General features: G+C 62.9%; 13 protein-coding genes and 1 pseudogene. 8 read left to right on the top strand and 6 right to left on the bottom strand.

Features of this window, described 5'->3' with window-relative positions:
* Positions 1-33: 33 nt before the first annotated feature.
* The 3 genes from CBW50_RS07080 to CBW50_RS07070 all read right to left on the bottom strand — a co-directional run bounded on the left by CBW50_RS07080 (position 34) and on the right by CBW50_RS07070 (position 2313).
* Positions 34-825, bottom strand: coding sequence for a BPSS1780 family membrane protein (locus tag CBW50_RS07080; protein ID WP_086144887.1), 792 nt, complete (start codon positions 823-825; stop codon positions 34-36).
* A gap of 2 nt (positions 826-827) precedes the next feature.
* Positions 828-1784: a homoserine kinase gene (locus CBW50_RS07075; RefSeq protein WP_086144886.1), complete on the bottom strand. Its 957-nt coding sequence runs from the start codon at positions 1782-1784 to the stop codon at positions 828-830.
* 85 nt (positions 1785-1869) lie between these two features.
* Entirely contained in the window at positions 1870-2313 is a 444-nt protein-coding gene (locus CBW50_RS07070) for a hypothetical protein (RefSeq protein ID WP_226936254.1), read from the bottom strand.
* Positions 2314-2569: 256 nt separating this feature from the next.
* Between CBW50_RS07070 and polA the strand changes: the two genes are divergently transcribed.
* From polA to CBW50_RS07050, 4 genes are all read left to right on the top strand, one after another.
* Positions 2570-5332, top strand: a complete 2763-nt coding sequence (gene polA / locus CBW50_RS07065; protein WP_086144885.1) for a DNA polymerase I — start codon at positions 2570-2572, stop codon at positions 5330-5332.
* A gap of 31 nt (positions 5333-5363) precedes the next feature.
* A complete protein-coding gene (locus CBW50_RS07060; RefSeq protein ID WP_086144884.1) occupies positions 5364-6248 on the top strand; it encodes a dienelactone hydrolase family protein in 885 nt (294 codons plus the stop codon).
* Positions 6249-6488: 240 nt separating this feature from the next.
* Complete coding sequence (locus tag CBW50_RS07055; RefSeq protein ID WP_076568336.1) at positions 6489-7247, top strand: ZIP family metal transporter; 759 nt, start codon at positions 6489-6491, stop codon at positions 7245-7247.
* 276 nt (positions 7248-7523) lie between these two features.
* Positions 7524-9266: an ABC-F family ATP-binding cassette domain-containing protein gene (locus tag CBW50_RS07050; RefSeq protein WP_086144883.1), complete on the top strand. Its 1743-nt coding sequence runs from the start codon at positions 7524-7526 to the stop codon at positions 9264-9266.
* A 43-nt stretch (positions 9267-9309) separates the two neighbouring features.
* Here CBW50_RS07050 and CBW50_RS07045 read toward each other — a convergent pair whose 3' ends face one another.
* The 3 genes from CBW50_RS07045 to CBW50_RS07035 form a co-directional block, all read right to left on the bottom strand.
* Complete coding sequence (locus CBW50_RS07045) at positions 9310-10161, bottom strand: sulfurtransferase (RefSeq protein ID WP_086144882.1); 852 nt, start codon at positions 10159-10161, stop codon at positions 9310-9312.
* A gap of 13 nt (positions 10162-10174) precedes the next feature.
* Positions 10175-11098 carry a DMT family transporter gene (locus CBW50_RS07040; protein WP_086144881.1) on the bottom strand — a complete coding sequence of 308 codons (924 nt, stop codon included), beginning with the start codon at positions 11096-11098 and terminating at the stop codon, positions 10175-10177.
* Between the two features lie 183 nt (positions 11099-11281).
* The gene (locus tag CBW50_RS07035; protein WP_086144880.1) at positions 11282-12382 is read right to left on the bottom strand and encodes an aromatic ring-hydroxylating dioxygenase subunit alpha; all 1101 of its coding nucleotides are present in this window, start codon (positions 12380-12382) and stop codon (positions 11282-11284) included.
* Positions 12383-12788: 406 nt separating this feature from the next.
* On the opposite strand from CBW50_RS07035, the gene CBW50_RS07030 reads away from it, so the two are divergent.
* The 4 genes and pseudogenes from CBW50_RS07030 to CBW50_RS07015 form a co-directional block, all read left to right on the top strand.
* The gene (locus CBW50_RS07030) at positions 12789-13040 is read left to right on the top strand and encodes an exodeoxyribonuclease VII small subunit (protein ID WP_046683420.1); all 252 of its coding nucleotides are present in this window, start codon (positions 12789-12791) and stop codon (positions 13038-13040) included.
* Entirely contained in the window at positions 13037-13948 is a 912-nt protein-coding gene (locus CBW50_RS07025; protein ID WP_226936252.1) for a polyprenyl synthetase family protein, read from the top strand. Before CBW50_RS07030 ends, CBW50_RS07025 begins: the two co-directional genes overlap by 4 nt.
* Complete coding sequence (dxs, locus tag CBW50_RS07020) at positions 13949-15817, top strand: 1-deoxy-D-xylulose-5-phosphate synthase (RefSeq protein WP_086144879.1); 1869 nt, start codon at positions 13949-13951, stop codon at positions 15815-15817. It abuts the gene before it with no gap.
* Positions 15818-16008: 191 nt separating this feature from the next.
* A pseudogene (locus CBW50_RS07015) lies at positions 16009-16715 on the top strand (FUSC family protein); the annotation flags it as partial.

Raw genomic sequence — 16715 nt, 5'->3', positions numbered from 1 at the left:
CGCAGGCTGCCCTTTTTTTATGCGGAGTCGAAATCAGTCGTTCGGCTTGTCCAGCGACACCGTCTTGCCCTCATCGACGGGCAAGCCGAAGATCTGGCGGTAGGCGGCATAGAACGAGCAATGCATGATGATGGTCAATATCATCGACAGCGGCATCATCATCTGCATCATCAGCGGGGTGCGGCCGAAGAGCATGGCCAGCAGCTGGCTGGTGACGATGCTGATGGCAAACCATGTGCTGGCGAAGACGATGAAGGCCGACAGCGAGCGCCAGACGGCGAAAAAGCTGAAGAACAGCGCCTTGCCCAGGCTGACTTGTTTCCAGTAGATCAGCGGTGCGGCAAAGCAGAAGGCCATGGCGGCCGGCACGTAGATCGCGATGGCCAGCAAGATGCCCAGGCCCAGGCGCGATTCGGGGATGGCGGCGCGCGCCGCTTCTTCCGACAGCTGGCCCGTGACCAGTTGCCACAGCAAGCCGTCGTCGACGAGGGACGAGGCGCCGATGGCCACGATGGCCATCAGGATGTACAGCACGCCCAGGCCCAGCAGGACGGGGAGGGCCGGCTTGCGGAAGCCCGAGAGCAGCAGGCTGGGCAGGACGCGCTTGCCCTGGTCGATGTACAGGCAGCCTTGCACGAAAGCGACGGAAAACACGGGAACGAGGATGACGGGCAGCAACTGGCCGAGCAGGGGGACGATGCTGATGGCCAGCATGCAGAACATATAGCCGAGAAACAGCATCGACAGGCCGCCGGGTTGCTTGCGAAACAGGGCGAAACCCTGTTTCACCCATTGCCAGCCCGTACTTGCAGGTAATTTTTCCATGTTTAAAACAGTTCCGGGGCAGGTGTGGCGATGCGTTCGCGCAGAATGCGTTCGAAATGCGTGGGGTCGTGCGGGGTCAGCATTTCCGCCTCGCGCGGCTGGTAATAGTCATACAGGCGCGACAGCCAGAAACGCAGGGCGGCGGCGCGCAGCATCGGCTGCCATGCCGTCTGTTCTTCGCGCGTGAACGGACGCACGGCCCGGTAGGCGTCGAGCAGGGCGCGCACTCTTGCCGTGTCGAGCACGCCTGTGTCCAGGTCCACGCACCAGTCGTTGACGGTGACGGCCACGTCGTACAGCCAGGTGTCGCAGCCGGCAAAGTAAAAGTCGAAAAAGCCCGTCAGTTGTTCGCCGTCAAACATGACATTGTTGCGGAACAAGTCGGCATGCACGGGACCGCGCGGGATGGCCTTATACGTATCGCAGGCAGCAAAGGCGTCCTGGAAGTGGATTTCCGCGCGCAGCAAGTGGGCTTTGGCGTCATCGAGGTGGTGCAGCACCAGCGGCGTGGTGGCGTTCCACCACTCCAGGCCCCGCAAATTCGGCTGCTGCAGGGGGAAATCCCGGGCCGCCAGGTGCATTTTCGCCAGCATGGCGCCCACGGCGGCGCAATGCACGGCTTGCGGCGCCATCTGCGAGGTGCCGTCGAGCTTGCTGACGATGGCGGCCGGCTTGCCTTGCAGGGCCGTCACCAGTTCGCCATCTGCATTGGCGATCGGCGCGGGCACCAGCACGCCCCGGTCCGCCAGGTGGCGCATCAGCTGCAGATAGAACGGCAATTGCTCGAAGCTGAGGTTTTCAAAGATCGTCAGCACATACTCGCCGCGCTCCGTGCTCAGGAAAAAATTGCTGTTTTCGATGCCGGAAGCGATGCCTTTGAGGGCCAAAGGCTTGCCAAGTGGAAATTGCGTGATCCACTGGCCGATATCGTCCAGGTGTAGCGCGGTAAAAACTGCCATGGGAAAGAGGGGGATGGTCTAAAGGGTCAAAAAAAGCCGGCTGCCCCCGGCGCATGGCCGGGGCAGGGCGTCAGATCGTGGCTGCTTACTTCGCGGGGGCGGGCGGCGTCGGCGCGTCCGCGGCCTCTTCATCGCGCTGCTTCTGTTTCTTCTTGCCCAGGTCAAATTCCAGCACTTTCCACTGCGGGCCGCGCAGGGCGTTGCCGTTGGCCTGGTCGGCGCCGGCGGCCGGCTTCATGTAATACGTGCTGCCGCCGCTGGTGACTTTCACTTCGGACGTCACGCCCGCTTCGCGTTTTTCCGTAATCTGTTGTTTTGGCGCTGCTGGCGCGACGGTGATGGGCGCTTCGCCCATTTCCTCGATACGTTCCAGTTGTGGCGGCGCATCGCCCGGTTTGGCCGGCGTCTGGGCGCTGGCGATGGCCGAGCATGCCAGCAGGGGCAGGGCGAGGAATGTCCAGAGTGTCGATGTACGCATCATGATGGGGTTCGCTTCCATGTGGTGGACTGCAGAAAATGCAGTGGTCATGCCGTCAATTTATCTATAAGGCATTGTAACAAACTGCTAGGCAATGCTGCTTGATACGGTCGATTAATTGCGCCGCAACGGGCTCAGGCGCCAGCCCGCACGCCCGCACGGGGCTGCCAGGGTGGCAAAAATGCCAGCAACGGCACGCGTGGCGGCCGGTGGCGCGGCCCTAAACTCTGCGATAATTGGGCGAACTTTCACCCGCCCGCCGCTTTTTCTTCCAGGCCGGCGCGGCTCACCTTATTTTATTGGCATTATGCAAAACACCCTGCTGTTAGTCGACGGTTCCAGTTACCTTTATCGCGCCTTCCATGCGCTGCCCGACCTGCGCAGCCCGGACGGCTACCCCACGGGCGCCATGCACGGCATGGTCAACATGCTGCGCCGCCTGCGCGCCGACTACCCGGCCGCCTACATCGCCTGCGTCTTCGATGCCAAGGGTAAAACTTTCCGCGATGACATGTATCCCGAGTACAAGGCCACGCGCGCCTCGATGCCGGACGACCTGCGCCTGCAGATCGAACCGATCCACGAAGCCGTGCGCGCCATGGGCTGGCCGATTTTGATGGTCGACGGCGTGGAAGCGGACGACGTGATCGGCACCCTGGCCGTGCAGGCGGCCGCCGCCGGCATGGACGTGGTGGTGTCCACGGGCGACAAGGACCTGGCGCAGCTGGTCAACAGCCAGGTGACCCTGATCAATACCATGAGCAACGAAAAGCTCGACGAGGCGGCCGTGCTGGTCAAGTTCGGCGTGCCGCCGAACCGCATCATCGATTATCTGTCGCTGATCGGCGATACCGTGGACAACGTGCCGGGCGTATCGAAATGCGGCCCGAAGACGGCCGTCAAGTGGCTGACGCAATACGACAGCCTGGAAGGCATCATGGAAAACGCGGCCAATGTGGGCGGCGCCGTCGGTGAAAACCTGCGCACGGCCCTGCCTTGGCTGCCGCAGGCGCGCGCCTTGATCACTGTCAAGACCGATTGCGATCTGTCCGGCCACATGACGACCATCGCCGACTCGCTGGTGGCGAAGCACGAAGACAAGGAAGCCCTGCTGGCCTTCTTCCAGCGCTACGGCTTCAAGGCCCTGCTGCGCGAACTGGGCGCCACGCCGCCGCCGATGTCGCCTGTCGGCGCGCCTGCAACGGCTGGCGCATCGGTTGCGAACACCACGGGCGACATGTTCGCCGATGCCGCGCCAGCCGTCGAGGCCGAGTATGAAACCGTGCTGACGGACGAACAGCTGGACAAATGGATCGCCCTGATCGACGCGGCGCCTTTGAGCGCCGTCGATACGGAAACCACCTCGCTCGAACCGATGACGGCGCAAATGGTCGGCATTTCCCTGTCCGTGGCGGAGCACGCCGCCTGCTACATCCCGCTGGCCCACGACTACGCGGGCGCGCCCGAGCAATTGACGCGCGAACACGTGCTGGCGAAACTGCGCCCGTGGCTGGAAGATGAAAATAAGCCCAAGCTGGGGCAGAACCTGAAATATGACAGCCATGTCTTCGCCAACCATGGCGTGACCCTGCGCGGCATCGCCCACGACACCTTGCTCGAATCGTATGTGTTCGAGTCGCACAAGAAACACGACATGGACAGCCTGGCCCTGCGCCACCTGAACTACACGACTATCCCGTTCGAGGACGTGTGCGGCAAGGGCGCCAAGCAGATCACCTTCAACCAGGTCGAGGTGGAACAGGCGGCGAAATACGCGGCCGAGGATGCCGACGTGACCTTGCGTTTGCACAATGCCATGTGGGGCAATGTGGCCAATGATGAAAAACTCACCTTCATCTATGAAAAGATCGAGATGCCGACAGCCGTCGTCTTGCAAAAGATCGAGCGCAACGGCGTGCTGATCGACGATGCATTGCTCAACATCCAGTCGGCCGAGCTGGCCGTGAAGATCCTGGAACTGGAAAAGAAGGCGTATGAACTGGCCGAGCAGCCGTTCAACCTGGGTTCGCCCAAGCAGATCGGCGAAATCTTCTTTGAAAAGTTGAAGTTGCCGGTGGTCAAGAAAACCCCGACGGGCGCGCCGTCGACGGATGAAGAAGTGCTGCAAAAGCTGGCCGAGGATTATCCGCTGCCCAAAGTGCTGCTCGAATACCGCGGCATGGCCAAGCTGAAGTCGACCTACACGGACAAGTTGCCGAAGATGATCAACGTCACCACGGGCCGCGTGCATACGAACTATGCGCAAGCCGTGGCCGTGACGGGACGTCTGGCGTCGAACGACCCGAACTTGCAGAATATTCCTATCCGCAGCGCGGAAGGCCGCCGCATCCGCGAAGCATTCTTCGCGCCGCCGGGCAGCCACATCGTCTCGGCCGACTATTCGCAGATCGAATTGCGCATCATGGCGCATATCTCGGGCGACGAAGCCATGCTGCGCGCGTTTGCCGACGGCATCGACATCCACCGCGCCACGGCCGCCGAAATCTTCGGCGTGCCGGCCGCGGAAGTGCAGAGCGAGCAGCGCCGCTACGCCAAGGTCATCAACTTCGGTTTGATCTACGGCATGAGCGCCTTCGGCCTGGCCGGTAACCTGGGGGTGGACCGCGCGGCCGCGCAAAGCTATATCGACCGCTATTTCGCCCGTTTCTCGGGCGTAAAACAGTACATGGAAGACACGCGCCAGCAAGCGAAGGCGCGCGGCTATGTGGAAACCGTGTTCGGCCGCCGTTTGTGGTTGCCGGAAATTAATTCGCCGAACGGCCCGCGCCGCCAGGGCGCGGAACGGGCGGCCATCAACGCGCCGATGCAGGGCACGGCCGCCGACCTCATCAAGTTGGCCATGATCGCCGTGCAAGGCTGGCTGGAAACGGACGGCCTGCAAACGAAGATGATCATGCAGGTGCACGATGAACTGGTGCTGGAAGTGCCGGAGGCCGAGCTGGAACTGGTCAAGCGCAAGTTGCCGGAACTGATGGCGGGCGTGGCCGCGCTGAAAGTGCCGCTGACGGCCGAGGTCGGCGTCGGCAAGAACTGGGACGAAGCGCACTAATTTATAAACGCAACATTTTCAGGAGAAGCGCATGAGCGACATGATCACCGATTGTGAAAGTTTGCTGGGCCAGAGCAGCGTGACCGGGCCGGACGGCCGGCGCGGTTTCCTGAAGGTGGCGCTGGGAGCGGGCTTTGCCGTGGCCGTGCTGCCCGTGGCGGCGCAAGACGTCATCAAGACGGATTCCGCCGGCCTCGTCACGGCTACCGTGTCCGTCATGGTCGATGGCCAGGCTGTGCCCGTGTACGCGGCCCAGCCGGAAGGCAAGACAGGTTTGCCCGTGGTATTGGTTATTTCGGAAATCTTTGGCGTGCATGAACATATCGCCGACATGGCGCGCCGCTTCGCCAAGCAGGGCTACCTGGCGCTGGCGCCCGATCTGTTCGTGCGCCAGGGCGACCCGACCAAGGTGGCCAGTATCCCGGAACTGATGAAAGGTATCATCGCCAAGACGCCGGACGCGCAGGTGATGGCGGACCTCGACGCGGTTGTTGCGTGGGCGAAACAGAACGGTGGCGACACTAGCCGCCTGGGCATCACGGGTTTTTGCTGGGGCGGGCGCATCACCTGGCTGTACGCGGCGCACAATCCGGCCGTCAAGGCGGGCGTGGCCTGGTATGGCCGCCTCGTGGGCGAAGCGACTGCCTTGCAGCCGAGCAACCCTATCGACATCGCCGCCACCTTGAAAGTACCCGTGCTGGGCTTGTACGGCGGCAAGGATACGGGCATCACGCAGGAATCGATCGCGAAAATGAAGGACGCGTTGGCCAAGGGCGGCAACAAGTCGGAATTCGTCGTCTATCCCGATGCGGGTCACGCCTTCAACGCCGATTACCGCCCCAGCTATGTGGCGGCCGATGCGAAAGACGGCTATGCGCGTTGTTTAGCCTGGTTCAAGAGCCACGGCGTGGCGTGAGCCGCAACAGAAAATAGCTGCATTTTCCAGAAGTTGCCGCGAGAAGCGCACCGGGCTGTAAAATGCCCGCTTCGTGTAAATGCAGTACAATTGCATCTTCGCAGCGCTACGCCGCCGCCATGCGCGCAAAAAATTAAATAATAAGCAATAGTCATCAGGCCAGACGCCAGCACAGCGGGCGCCCGTGACCCGGCGCCATTTTGAGGTAAGAAAATCATCGATCCCGTCCTTTTATCCATTTTGCTCGCGACCACGATCGCGGGCGTGTTGAGCATTACCGCGGCGGCGATCTTTTCGTTTGCATTCCTGTCCAAGGTGGTCGAACGCATGGTCAGCTTGTCCGTCGGCATCATGCTGTCGACGTCCTTGCTGCACGCCTTGCCCGAGGCGTTCGAATCGCAGGCGGACCCGCGCAGCCTGTTCGCCACCCTGCTGGCGGGCTTGCTGGCCTTTTTCATGCTGGAAAAATTCGCCATCCTGCGCCATTCGCACCACCATGAAGGCGACGGCCACCACCACGCGCACGGCCACGACAAGCACGAAGCGGGCAAGGCCGGCTGGATGATTTTAGTGGGCGACGGCATGCACAACTTTACGGACGGCATTTTGATCGCGGCCGCCTTCCTGGCCGACCCGAAGCTGGGCCTGGTCACGGGCCTGGCCATCATCGCGCATGAAATCCCGCAGGAAATCGGCGACTTCATCGTGCTGCTCAACGCCGGCTTCTCGCGCCTGCGCGCCTATGTGTTCAACTTGTTGTGCAGCATGATGGCGGTGGCTGGCGGCCTGCTCGGCTATTTCACCCTGGACCGCGCCAGCAATCTGATCCCTTACGTGCTCGTGTTCGCCTCGTCCGGCTTCATCTATATCGCCCTGTCGGACCTGATGCCGCAGATGCAGCGCCGCGCCACCCTGCGCGAAACCATCCCGCAAGTGCTCTTGATCGCGCTGGGCGTGTGCATCGTGCTGTTTTTGACGCACAAGCGCCACGGCGGTTGATACGCCGTTCTGCCGGCGCAATACCATCTATGCTATATTGCCTTTCTGACTAACTTGCACAGAAAGGAGGAAAATATAATGGAAGAAAACTTGTTGCTCGCCTTGTGGCGCGCACGCTCTTTAAGCGCATTTGCCAGCTCTTGCCCACGTTCTATCGCGCTGCGATAACCTGGCCAGAGCAAAGTTACCCTCCCTTACGAGTCCTTTCCTGGTACTCCGTTGTCGTTAGCGCTCCTGTTAACGCGGATGCTTGCATCCCGAACAAAGACAAGAGCCATGACTACCCTTATCTCGACACAAGCTTTACAGCTGGATACCCACGACGGTTTCCTCTTCAATGAACTCGCCTTTACCTTGCGCCAGGGCGACCGCATCGGCCTGATCGGCCACAATGGCTGCGGCAAATCCACCTTGCTGGGATTGCTCAGCGGCACGCGGGCAGCGACGGCCGGCACCATTCAGGTCGCCCGTGCCTGCCGCCTGCAGCACGTGGAACAGCATTTGCCGGCCGAACTAGCCAGCCTGAGCCTGTACGACGCCTTGCTGGCGCCCGTGCTGGACCAGCCCGAGCTGCATTGGCGGGTCGACAGCCTGCTGGCCGAGCTGGGCTTCGAGCACGACACGGCGCAAGTGCCCGTGCATTCCTTGTCCGGCGGCCAGCACACGCGCTTGCTGCTGGGGCGCGCCCTGCTGCAGGAGCCGAACGTGCTGCTGCTCGATGAACCGAGCAATCACCTGGACTTGCCATCCTTGCTATGGCTGGAGCAATTCCTGCTGCGCTGGCGCGGCGCCTTCATCCTCGTCTCGCACGACCAGCGCCTGCTCGACAACGTGGCCACGCGCAGCTGGATCTTGCGCGATAGCCGCCTCTACGATTTCGACTTGCCCTGCGGCCCCGCGCTGGCGGCGCTGGCCGAGATGGACGTGGCCGCTGCCGCCCGCCACGCGGCCGAACAGAAGGAAATCGACCGCCTGTCGGCCAGCAGCGCCCGCCTGGCCCTGTGGGGCCGCACCTATGACAATGAAGACCTGGCGCGCAAGGCCAAGACCATGCAGCGGCGCATCGACAAGTTGAAGGATGCGCAAGCGTTCGTCAGCGACGGCGCGCCCTGGCGTTTGACCCTGCGCGGCAAGGCGCTGGCGGCCGACCAGCTGCTGGCGCTCGATGGACTCGACGTGCGCGCCGTGCCGGCTTCTCCCGTGCTGTTCCAGGCCGGCCAGCTGTGGCTGAAGCCGGGCGACCGGGTCGCCTTGCTGGGCGCCAACGGCAGCGGCAAGTCGTCCTTGCTGCGCCTGTGCTGGCAAGCGATCCTGGCGCAGGACGAGCGGCCCGACTTGCGCTACCACAAGGCGGCCAACATCGGCTATTACGACCAGTCGCTCCAGCAGCTGGCCGATACGGCCGACCTGTCCGACGCGCTGTACCCGTTTGCCGTGCAGAACGAAGCGGCGCGCAGCCAGGTGGCGCGCAGGCAAGCGTTGATCTCGGCCGGTTTTCCGTATGCGCGCCATGGCCAGACGGTGGCCACCCTGAGCGGCGGCGAGCGGGCGCGGCTGCTGTTCCTGGGGCTGTCCTTGGCCAGCTATCATTTATTGTTGCTCGATGAACCCAGCAACCACCTGGACATGCAGGGCAAGGCGGAACTGGGGCAAGCCTTGCGCGGCTTTGCAGGCGGCTGTCTGCTGGTGTCGCACGACCGCGACCTGATCGAAACGGCGTGCAACCGTTTTTGGGTAGTGGCCGACGGCCAGCTGGAAGAGTGGCCGGACGCGGCCAGCGCGTATGCACGCTTGAGCGTGGAAGATGGGCAGGCGCCGTTGCCGCTGGCGCGCGTGGAAAGCGCGCCGCTTGCGCCAGCGCAAACTGATGTAGATCAACAGCTCGAACGCTTGTGCGAACTGGAGCAATTGCTGGCCGAGGATCTGGCTCGCAAGCCGCGGCACCAGAAGCCGGCCAGCCAGCAGGCGTGGCGGGCGGAACTGGCGCAGTTGAATCAATCGCTGGGGATAAGCTCGTAGTTATCCACCGGACATGAAAAAGCGGACCGAGGTCCGCTTTTTTTTAGTTACCCGTCGCCACGGGCCGCGCCGGGTCCGCGCACCATTCGCTCCACGAGCCCGGATACAGGGCTGCGCCGGGCAAGCCCGCCACTTCCAGGGCCAGCAGGTTGTGGCACGCCGTCACGCCGGAGCCGCATTGCATGATGGCCGCTTGTGGTGCGTCAAACAGGGCGCTGAAATCGCGCCGCAGTTCGTCGGCACTCTTGAAACGGCCATCGGCCTGCAGGTTATCCTTGAAGAAACGGTTCTTCGCGCCGGGGATATGGCCGCCCACGGGGTCGATGGTTTCATTCTCGCCGCGATATCGGTCGGGCGCGCGCGCGTCGATCACGGTCAAGGCTTGCGTTTCCAGGTTGGCGATGATGTCCTGCACGCTGGCCGTGCGCACCAGGCTGGCTTTTTCCGTCAGCTTGCCGACAGGGCGCGGCGCTACCGGCGTGACCAGCGGCAAACCTTGCGCCTGCCAGGCGGCCAGGCCGCCGTCGAGCACGGCCACGTTCGGATGGCCGAGCCAGCGCAGCAGCCACCACAAACGGGCGGCGAACATGCCGCCCTGGCCATCGTAGGCCACCACTTGCGTGTCGTCATCGATGCCCCAGCCGCGCAGGGCGGCCAGCAGGGCGTTGCGGTCGGGCAATGGATGCCGGCCCGTAAATGCCGGGCCGCGCGCCGTCTTGGGGCCGGACAGGGCCGTGTCGATGTCGGCAAACTGGGCGTTCTGGATGTGCCCGGCGGCAAACGCGTCGCTGCCGGCCGTGGGGTTGAGCAAGTCGTGGCGGCAATCGAGGATGACCCAGCCGCTGTCATGCAGGTGGCTGGCCAGTTCGCTGGCCTGTATCAAGGTCGTATACAAGGTAAAGGCTCCTTTACACTTCGCTGGCGATGGGATCCGTGCGCGCGATGGCGGCGCCACGGGCCGTGTTGCGGGTATTGTAATAGGTTGCCGCGATGCCCGAGGCGAGGATGATGGCGATGCCGGTCCAGCCGTGCCAGTCGAACAGGTCGCCAAAGATCACCACGCCCCAGAAGCTGGAAAAGACGATGCCTGTGTATTGTAAATTGGCAACCACGAGGGTCTTGCCCAGGCGGTAGGCGCGCGTCATGGCCATCTGCGCCATGGTGGCGCACAGGCCGACGGCGGCCAGCAAGCCGACGCCATAGGCGCTCGTGTGCGCATGCCAGACGACGGGGCCGCCGCCGGCGCTGGCCACGTGGCCGATCACGCCGGCGAGGAAATTGACGACCGAGAAATAAAACACGACCCGGTATTCGGGTTCGCCCAGCAGGCCCAGCTTGCGCACCTGCAAGTAGGCGAGGGCCGACAGCATGCCGGAAATCAAGGCCGTGATGGCGCCGCCCAGCTGGTCCGTCTCGAATACGGGCTGCAGCAGCAATGTCACGCCGACAAAGCTCATGGCGATGGCCGCCACAAGCGGCCACTCGACCTGTTGCATGCCTTTCCACCAGCCGCCGGCCAGCAGAATCACGGCGATCCAGATGGGCGCCATGTAATTGAGGGTCATGGCCGTGGCCAGCGGCAGGATGGCGATGGCATAAAACCACAGCCACAGGGCGATCACGCCCACCACGCCGCGCCACAGATGCTGGCCCGGCATCGTCGTTTTAAAGCTGCCGCCCTGGTACAGAATCGTGCAGCTCATGACGAGCATGCCGATGATGCCGCGGTACATGACGATTTCCGAGGTCGAATATAGATCCGACGCCAGTTTCACGCACACGCCCATGATGGCAAACATGAAACTGGCGAATAACATCCAAAGTGACTGCATTTTGGCCTTTCACCTGACCAAACCTACTGCGCGTCGCGGGGCGCGGCCTGCGATGCTCGCTGTACTGCAGTACAGCTGCGCTTCTTATCCACGCCGCGCTGCCGCTCGCTACGGTTTTGTCAGGTGTTGTAAGTGTAGAATTAAATGAATGAGGGGCCGCGTTATGCGGCCCCTCTACTAATATTACAGTTCGATATTGCTGCGGTACCATTCGTGGAAGTGCTGCATGCCGTCTTCCATGGGCGATTGGTAAGGGCCCACTTCGTTCACGCCGCGCTGCATCAGGACCTTGCGGCCCGCATCCATGCGCTGGGCAATTTCATCGTCCTCGACACAGGTTTCCATGTAGGCAGCCCGTTCCGCTTCAACGAGCTCGCGCTCGAACAGCACGATTTCTTCAGGGTAATAGAACTCTACCACGTTGCGCGTTTTTTGCGGGCCATCGGGCCACAGGGTCGAGACGACCAGCACGTGCGGATACCATTCGACCATGATGTTCGGATACAGGGTCAGCCAGATGGCGCCATACGGCGGCGCTTCGCCGCCGCGAAACTGCAGCACCTGCTCCTGCCACTTCTTGTAGACGGGCGAGCCGGCCTGCTGCAGGCCGCGGTGCACGCCCACCGTCTGCACGCTGTAATCCTTGCCGAATTCCCAGCGCAGGTCGTCGCAGCTGACGAAGCTGCCCAGGCCCGGGTGGAACGGTTCCACGTGATAATCCTCGAGGTAGACTTCGATGAAGGTCTTCCAGTTGTAGTCGCACTCGTGGATTTCCACGTGGTCGAACATATAGCCGGAGAAGTCGAGGTCTTTCGAGACGGACAAATCTTTCAATTTTTCCATCACGTTGTAGCCATTTTGCTCGAACAGCAAGCCATTCCAGCTTTGCAGCGGCGTTTTCGACAGGTTCAGGCACGGCGTCTCGGGGAAATGCGGCGCGCCGATCAGTTCGCCCTTGAGGTCGTAGGTCCAGCGGTGCAGCGGGCAGACGATATTGTTCGCGTTGCCGCGGCCGTTGAACATCAGCGCCTGCCGGTGGCGGCACACGTTGGACAGCACTTCGATGCCGTTGGCGTTGCGCACGAGCATGCGCCCTTCGTTCTCAGACGCCAGGGTCGCAAAATCGCCGGTTTCCGGCACCATCAGCTCATGCCCGATATAGCGCGGGCCGGCCTGGAACAGTTGCTGCATTTCACGCTGCAGTAGCGTTTCGTCAAAATAGACGTGGACCGGAAGTTGCGCGTTTGAGCGCGCCAGCTTGGCGTGAGTAGCCAGATCGGACATCCCAACCCCCCATAAATGTACAACGGTCAGCAGTGCCCCAGGCCATTCCCTGGGCAACCGCTACAGAGAGAAAGAATCCGCAAAGACCTGAATTCAAAATTGTTGAAACGGTATTTCGGACAGAACCGGCGATTATAGCGCGGATCGGCCTCGGCATTGCCATCACCGCCGCTAATTCGCCCACTTTAATGAGAAAGATTGTCATTTGCCGTCGAATTTCCGGTGGGCGGGGGCGATTGGGCTAAAATCCATGGAGCAACTGGCAACATCCCCTCCTTTGAGCGCGCCGATTGCGCTTTAGTTTTCACTTAATAGTGTGGTTTGTTCTAAAATAACGCTTCTATGCTGGCCGGGAGTCCCCGGCGTCTCCCTACAAGCCCCTCGTGCCACGAAGAGATCTGAGTCTATGTCGAAGAAATTAACTGCCGCTGCCGCAGCGCCGGCCTCGTTTGAAGAGGCGATGGCGGAACTGGCGCAGCTGGTAACGCAAATGGAAGCGGGCCAGTTGCCGCTGGAAGCATCGGTCGCGGCCTACCAGCGCGGCTCGGAACTGGTCAAGTATTGCGCTACCCAGCTCGACAGTGTCGAAGCGCAGGTGAAAGTACTGGAAGGCGACATGCTCAAACCGTTCGTCGATGCCGGCGAGGCCGCGCAATGATGGCCAGCATTCAACAAGATGGCGTCACTTTCGGCGACTGGATGCAGGCGACCCAGTCCGGCGTGGAAGGCCGGCTCGACCACTTCCTGCCAGCGGCAGACGTCGTGCCGCACAAGCTGCACGCGGCCATGCGCTATGCGCTCTTGGGCGGCGGCAAGCGCGTGCGCCCGCTGCTGGTGATGGCGGCCGGTGAGCTGTTTGATGCGGATCAAGACACGCTCGCGCGCGCCGCTTGCGCGCTGGAAATGATTCACGTGTATTCGCTCGTGCATGACGACATGCCGTGCATGGATGACGATGCCTTGCGCCGTGGCAAGCCCACCGTGCACATCGCCTACGATGAAGCGACGGCCCTGCTGGTGGGCGACGCGCTGCAATCGCAGGCCTTCATGCTGCTGGCCGACGGCGCGGCGATTCCTCCCGCGCGGCAAATGGCCATGATCCGGCTGCTGGCGCACGCGTCGGGCTCGGCAGGCATGTGCGGCGGCCAGGCGATCGACCTCGACAGCGTCGGCCTGGCCTTGACCCTGCCGCAGCTGGAACAGATGCATCAACTCAAGACGGGCGCCTTGCTGCGCGCGGCCGTGATCCTCGGCGCGCTGGCCGGCAAGGACTTGACGGCGGACGAGATGACGGCGCTGAACGCCTATGCGCGCGCCGTCGGCCTGGCCTTCCAGGTGGTCGACGACGTGCTCGACGCGACGGCCGATTCGGCCACCCTGGGCAAGACGGCGGGCAAGGATGCGGCCGCCAACAAGCCCACTTACGTATCGATACTGGGGCTGGAACCATCGCGGGCCCTGGCAGAACAATTGCGGTGCGACGCCCATGCGGCGCTGGCGCCATTCGGGGACAAGGCACGCCGCCTGCGCGAGCTGGCGGACCTGGTCGTGCAGCGGAAGGCATAAATGAAACTGTTAGAAACCATCAATGAACCGGCGCAAGTGCGCAAGCTGGCCCGCTCGCAACTGGTGCCGCTGGCGCAGGAATTGCGCAGCTTCCTGCTCGATTCCGTCTCCAAGACGGGCGGCCATTTGTCGTCCAATCTGGGCACGGTCGAGCTGACCGTCGCGCTGCACTACGTGTTCAACACGCCGCACGACCGCATCGTCTGGGACGTGGGCCACCAGACCTATTCGCACAAGATTTTGACGGGCCGGCGCGAGCGCATGCATACCTTGCGCCAGAAGGACGGCATTTCCGGCTTCCCGAAACGCGACGAGAGCGAATACGACACGTTTGGCACGGCGCACTCGTCGACGTCCATTTCCGCTGCGCTGGGCATGGCGCAGGCCGCCAAGATCAAGGGCGACCCGCTGCACGCGATCGCCGTGATCGGCGACGGCTCGATGACGGCCGGCATGGCTTTCGAGGCGATGAACAATGCGGGCGTGCAGGAAGACGTCAACCTGCTGGTGATCCTGAACGACAACGACATGTCGATTTCGCCGCCCGTGGGCGCGCTGAACCGCCACCTGGCGCGGCTGATGTCGGGCCAGTTCTATGCGGCAGCCAAGAATGTTGGCAAATCCGTCTTGCCCGGCCCCGTGCTGGAGCTGGCGAAGCGCTTTGAAGAGCATGCCAAGGGCATGGTCGTGCCCGCCACCATGTTCGAGGAATTCGGTTTTAACTATATCGGCCCCATCGACGGCCACGACCTCGATTCGCTGATCCCGACCTTGCAAAATATCAAGCAATTGAAGGGTCCGCAATTCCTGCACGTCGTCACCAAGAAGGGCCAGGGCTACAAGCTGGCCGAGGCGGAACCTATCCTGTACCACGGCACGGGCAAGTTCAATCCGGCCGAGGGCATCAAGCCGGCCACGGCGCCGGCCAAGATGACGTACACGGAAGTGTTCGGCAACTGGCTGTGCGACATGGCCGCCCACGACAAGCGCCTGGTGGGCATCACGCCGGCCATGCGCGAAGGCTCGGGCATGGTCAAGTTCGAACAGCAATTCCCGACCCGCTACTTTGACGTCGGTATTGCCGAGCAGCATTCCGTGACGTTTGGCGCGGGCCTGGCCTGCGAAGGCCTGAAACCCGTCGTGGCCATCTATTCCACCTTCCTGCAGCGCGCCTATGACCAGCTGATCCACGACGTGGCCCTGCAAAACCTGGACGTGACGTTCGCGCTGGACCGCGCCGGCCTGGTGGGCGCCGACGGCGCCACGCACGCGGGCAACTACGACATGGCGTTTTTGCGCTGCATCCCGAACATGGTCGTCATGGCCGCGTCGGACGAAAACGAATGCCGTCAAATGCTGACGACGGGTTACCACTACCCGGGCCCGGCCGCCATCCGCTATCCGCGCGGCGCCGGCACGGGGGCGGCCATCGTGCCGGAACTGACCAGCATCGAGATCGGCAAGGGCGAACTCAAGCGCCAGGGCAAGCGCATCGCCATCCTGGCCTTCGGTTCCATGGTGGCACCTGGCGTGGCGGCGGGCGACAAGCTCGACGCGACGGTGGCCAACATGCGCTTCATCAAGCCGCTCGACGTGGCGCTGGTGAAGCAGCTTGCTGCCGAGCATGATTATCTGGTGACGGTGGAAGAGGGCTGCATCATGGGCGGCGCCGGTTCGGCCGTGGCCGAAGCGCTGGCGGCCGAGGGTATCGTCAAGCCGATTTTGATGCTGGGCTTGCCCGACACCTTCATCGACCATGGCGACCCCGTGCAATTGCTGAAAAGCGTGGGCCTGGACGCCGCCGGCATCGCCGCCTCGATCGAGCAGCGCTTTGGCGGTTCCCAGCCGCGCCTGGCTGCCGTCAGCTAAGTTTGCCTGTAGACAGAAAAGCGACACAGCGGTGTCGCTTTTTCTTCGTCCATGGCCGATTTACATTGCACTGCAACATTTTTCGCCGGGGAATGCTACGATGACGCTTTGATACCTCTTCAAAGTTCATCTTGCATTTCAGGAAACTCCATCGCCGCGCGCGCGGCTTGGCCGGCCGCTGGCTGACGGGCATGCACGCCTACACCGACACCCTGGCGCAGCGCCGCCCCCTGTGGATGGTCACCCTGGCCATCGATGAAACGAACCTGTCCGAAGGCCTGCGGGCCGCCTGCGCCTCAAGCGCCATGCTGCTGCTGGGTTTGCTGTTCGACCACCCCGATTTTTCCTGGGCCGCCATCGGCGCCTTCTGGACCTGTCTGGCCGACGCGGCCGGCACGCGGCGCATGCGTTTCGTCTCGATGCTGGGTTTCGGCCTGCTGTCGACCGTGGTGGGCGGGCTGGCCGCGCTGGCGGCCGGCCATGGCCTGGCGACGGCGGCCATCGCCGTGCTGCTGTTTTCCTGGGCCGGCGCGCTGGCGCGCATCTGGGGCGCGGCCACGGCGCAGGTGGCCATCCTGGCGGCCACGGCCTGCGTGGTGATGGTCACGCATCCATTGGAATCGATGACGCAGAGCGCGCCCTTCCTGGGCCTGTACATGTTCGGCTGCCTGTTCGCCACCGTGCTCAGCTTTACTGTGTGGCGCATCCACCCTTTCAGCCCGGCCCGGCGCGCGCTGCGCGCCGCGTATTCGCGCCTGGCCGGCATCGCGCGCGACAATGCGCGCTTTCTCGAACATGATCCGGCGCAAGGCGGCTTTGCCGCGCATGGCGCCAGCTACCGCTCGCAGGCGCGCGCCGCGCTGGAAGCGGCGCGCGTGGCGCTGGCCGCCGTGCCGCC

The sequence above is a fragment of the Janthinobacterium sp. GW458P genome (genome assembly GCF_002127585.1).
Lineage (GTDB): Bacteria > Pseudomonadota > Gammaproteobacteria > Burkholderiales > Burkholderiaceae_D > Janthinobacterium.
The sequence above is the reverse complement of the archived record's forward strand: the minus strand, read 5'-3'. Positions and strand labels throughout refer to the sequence as shown.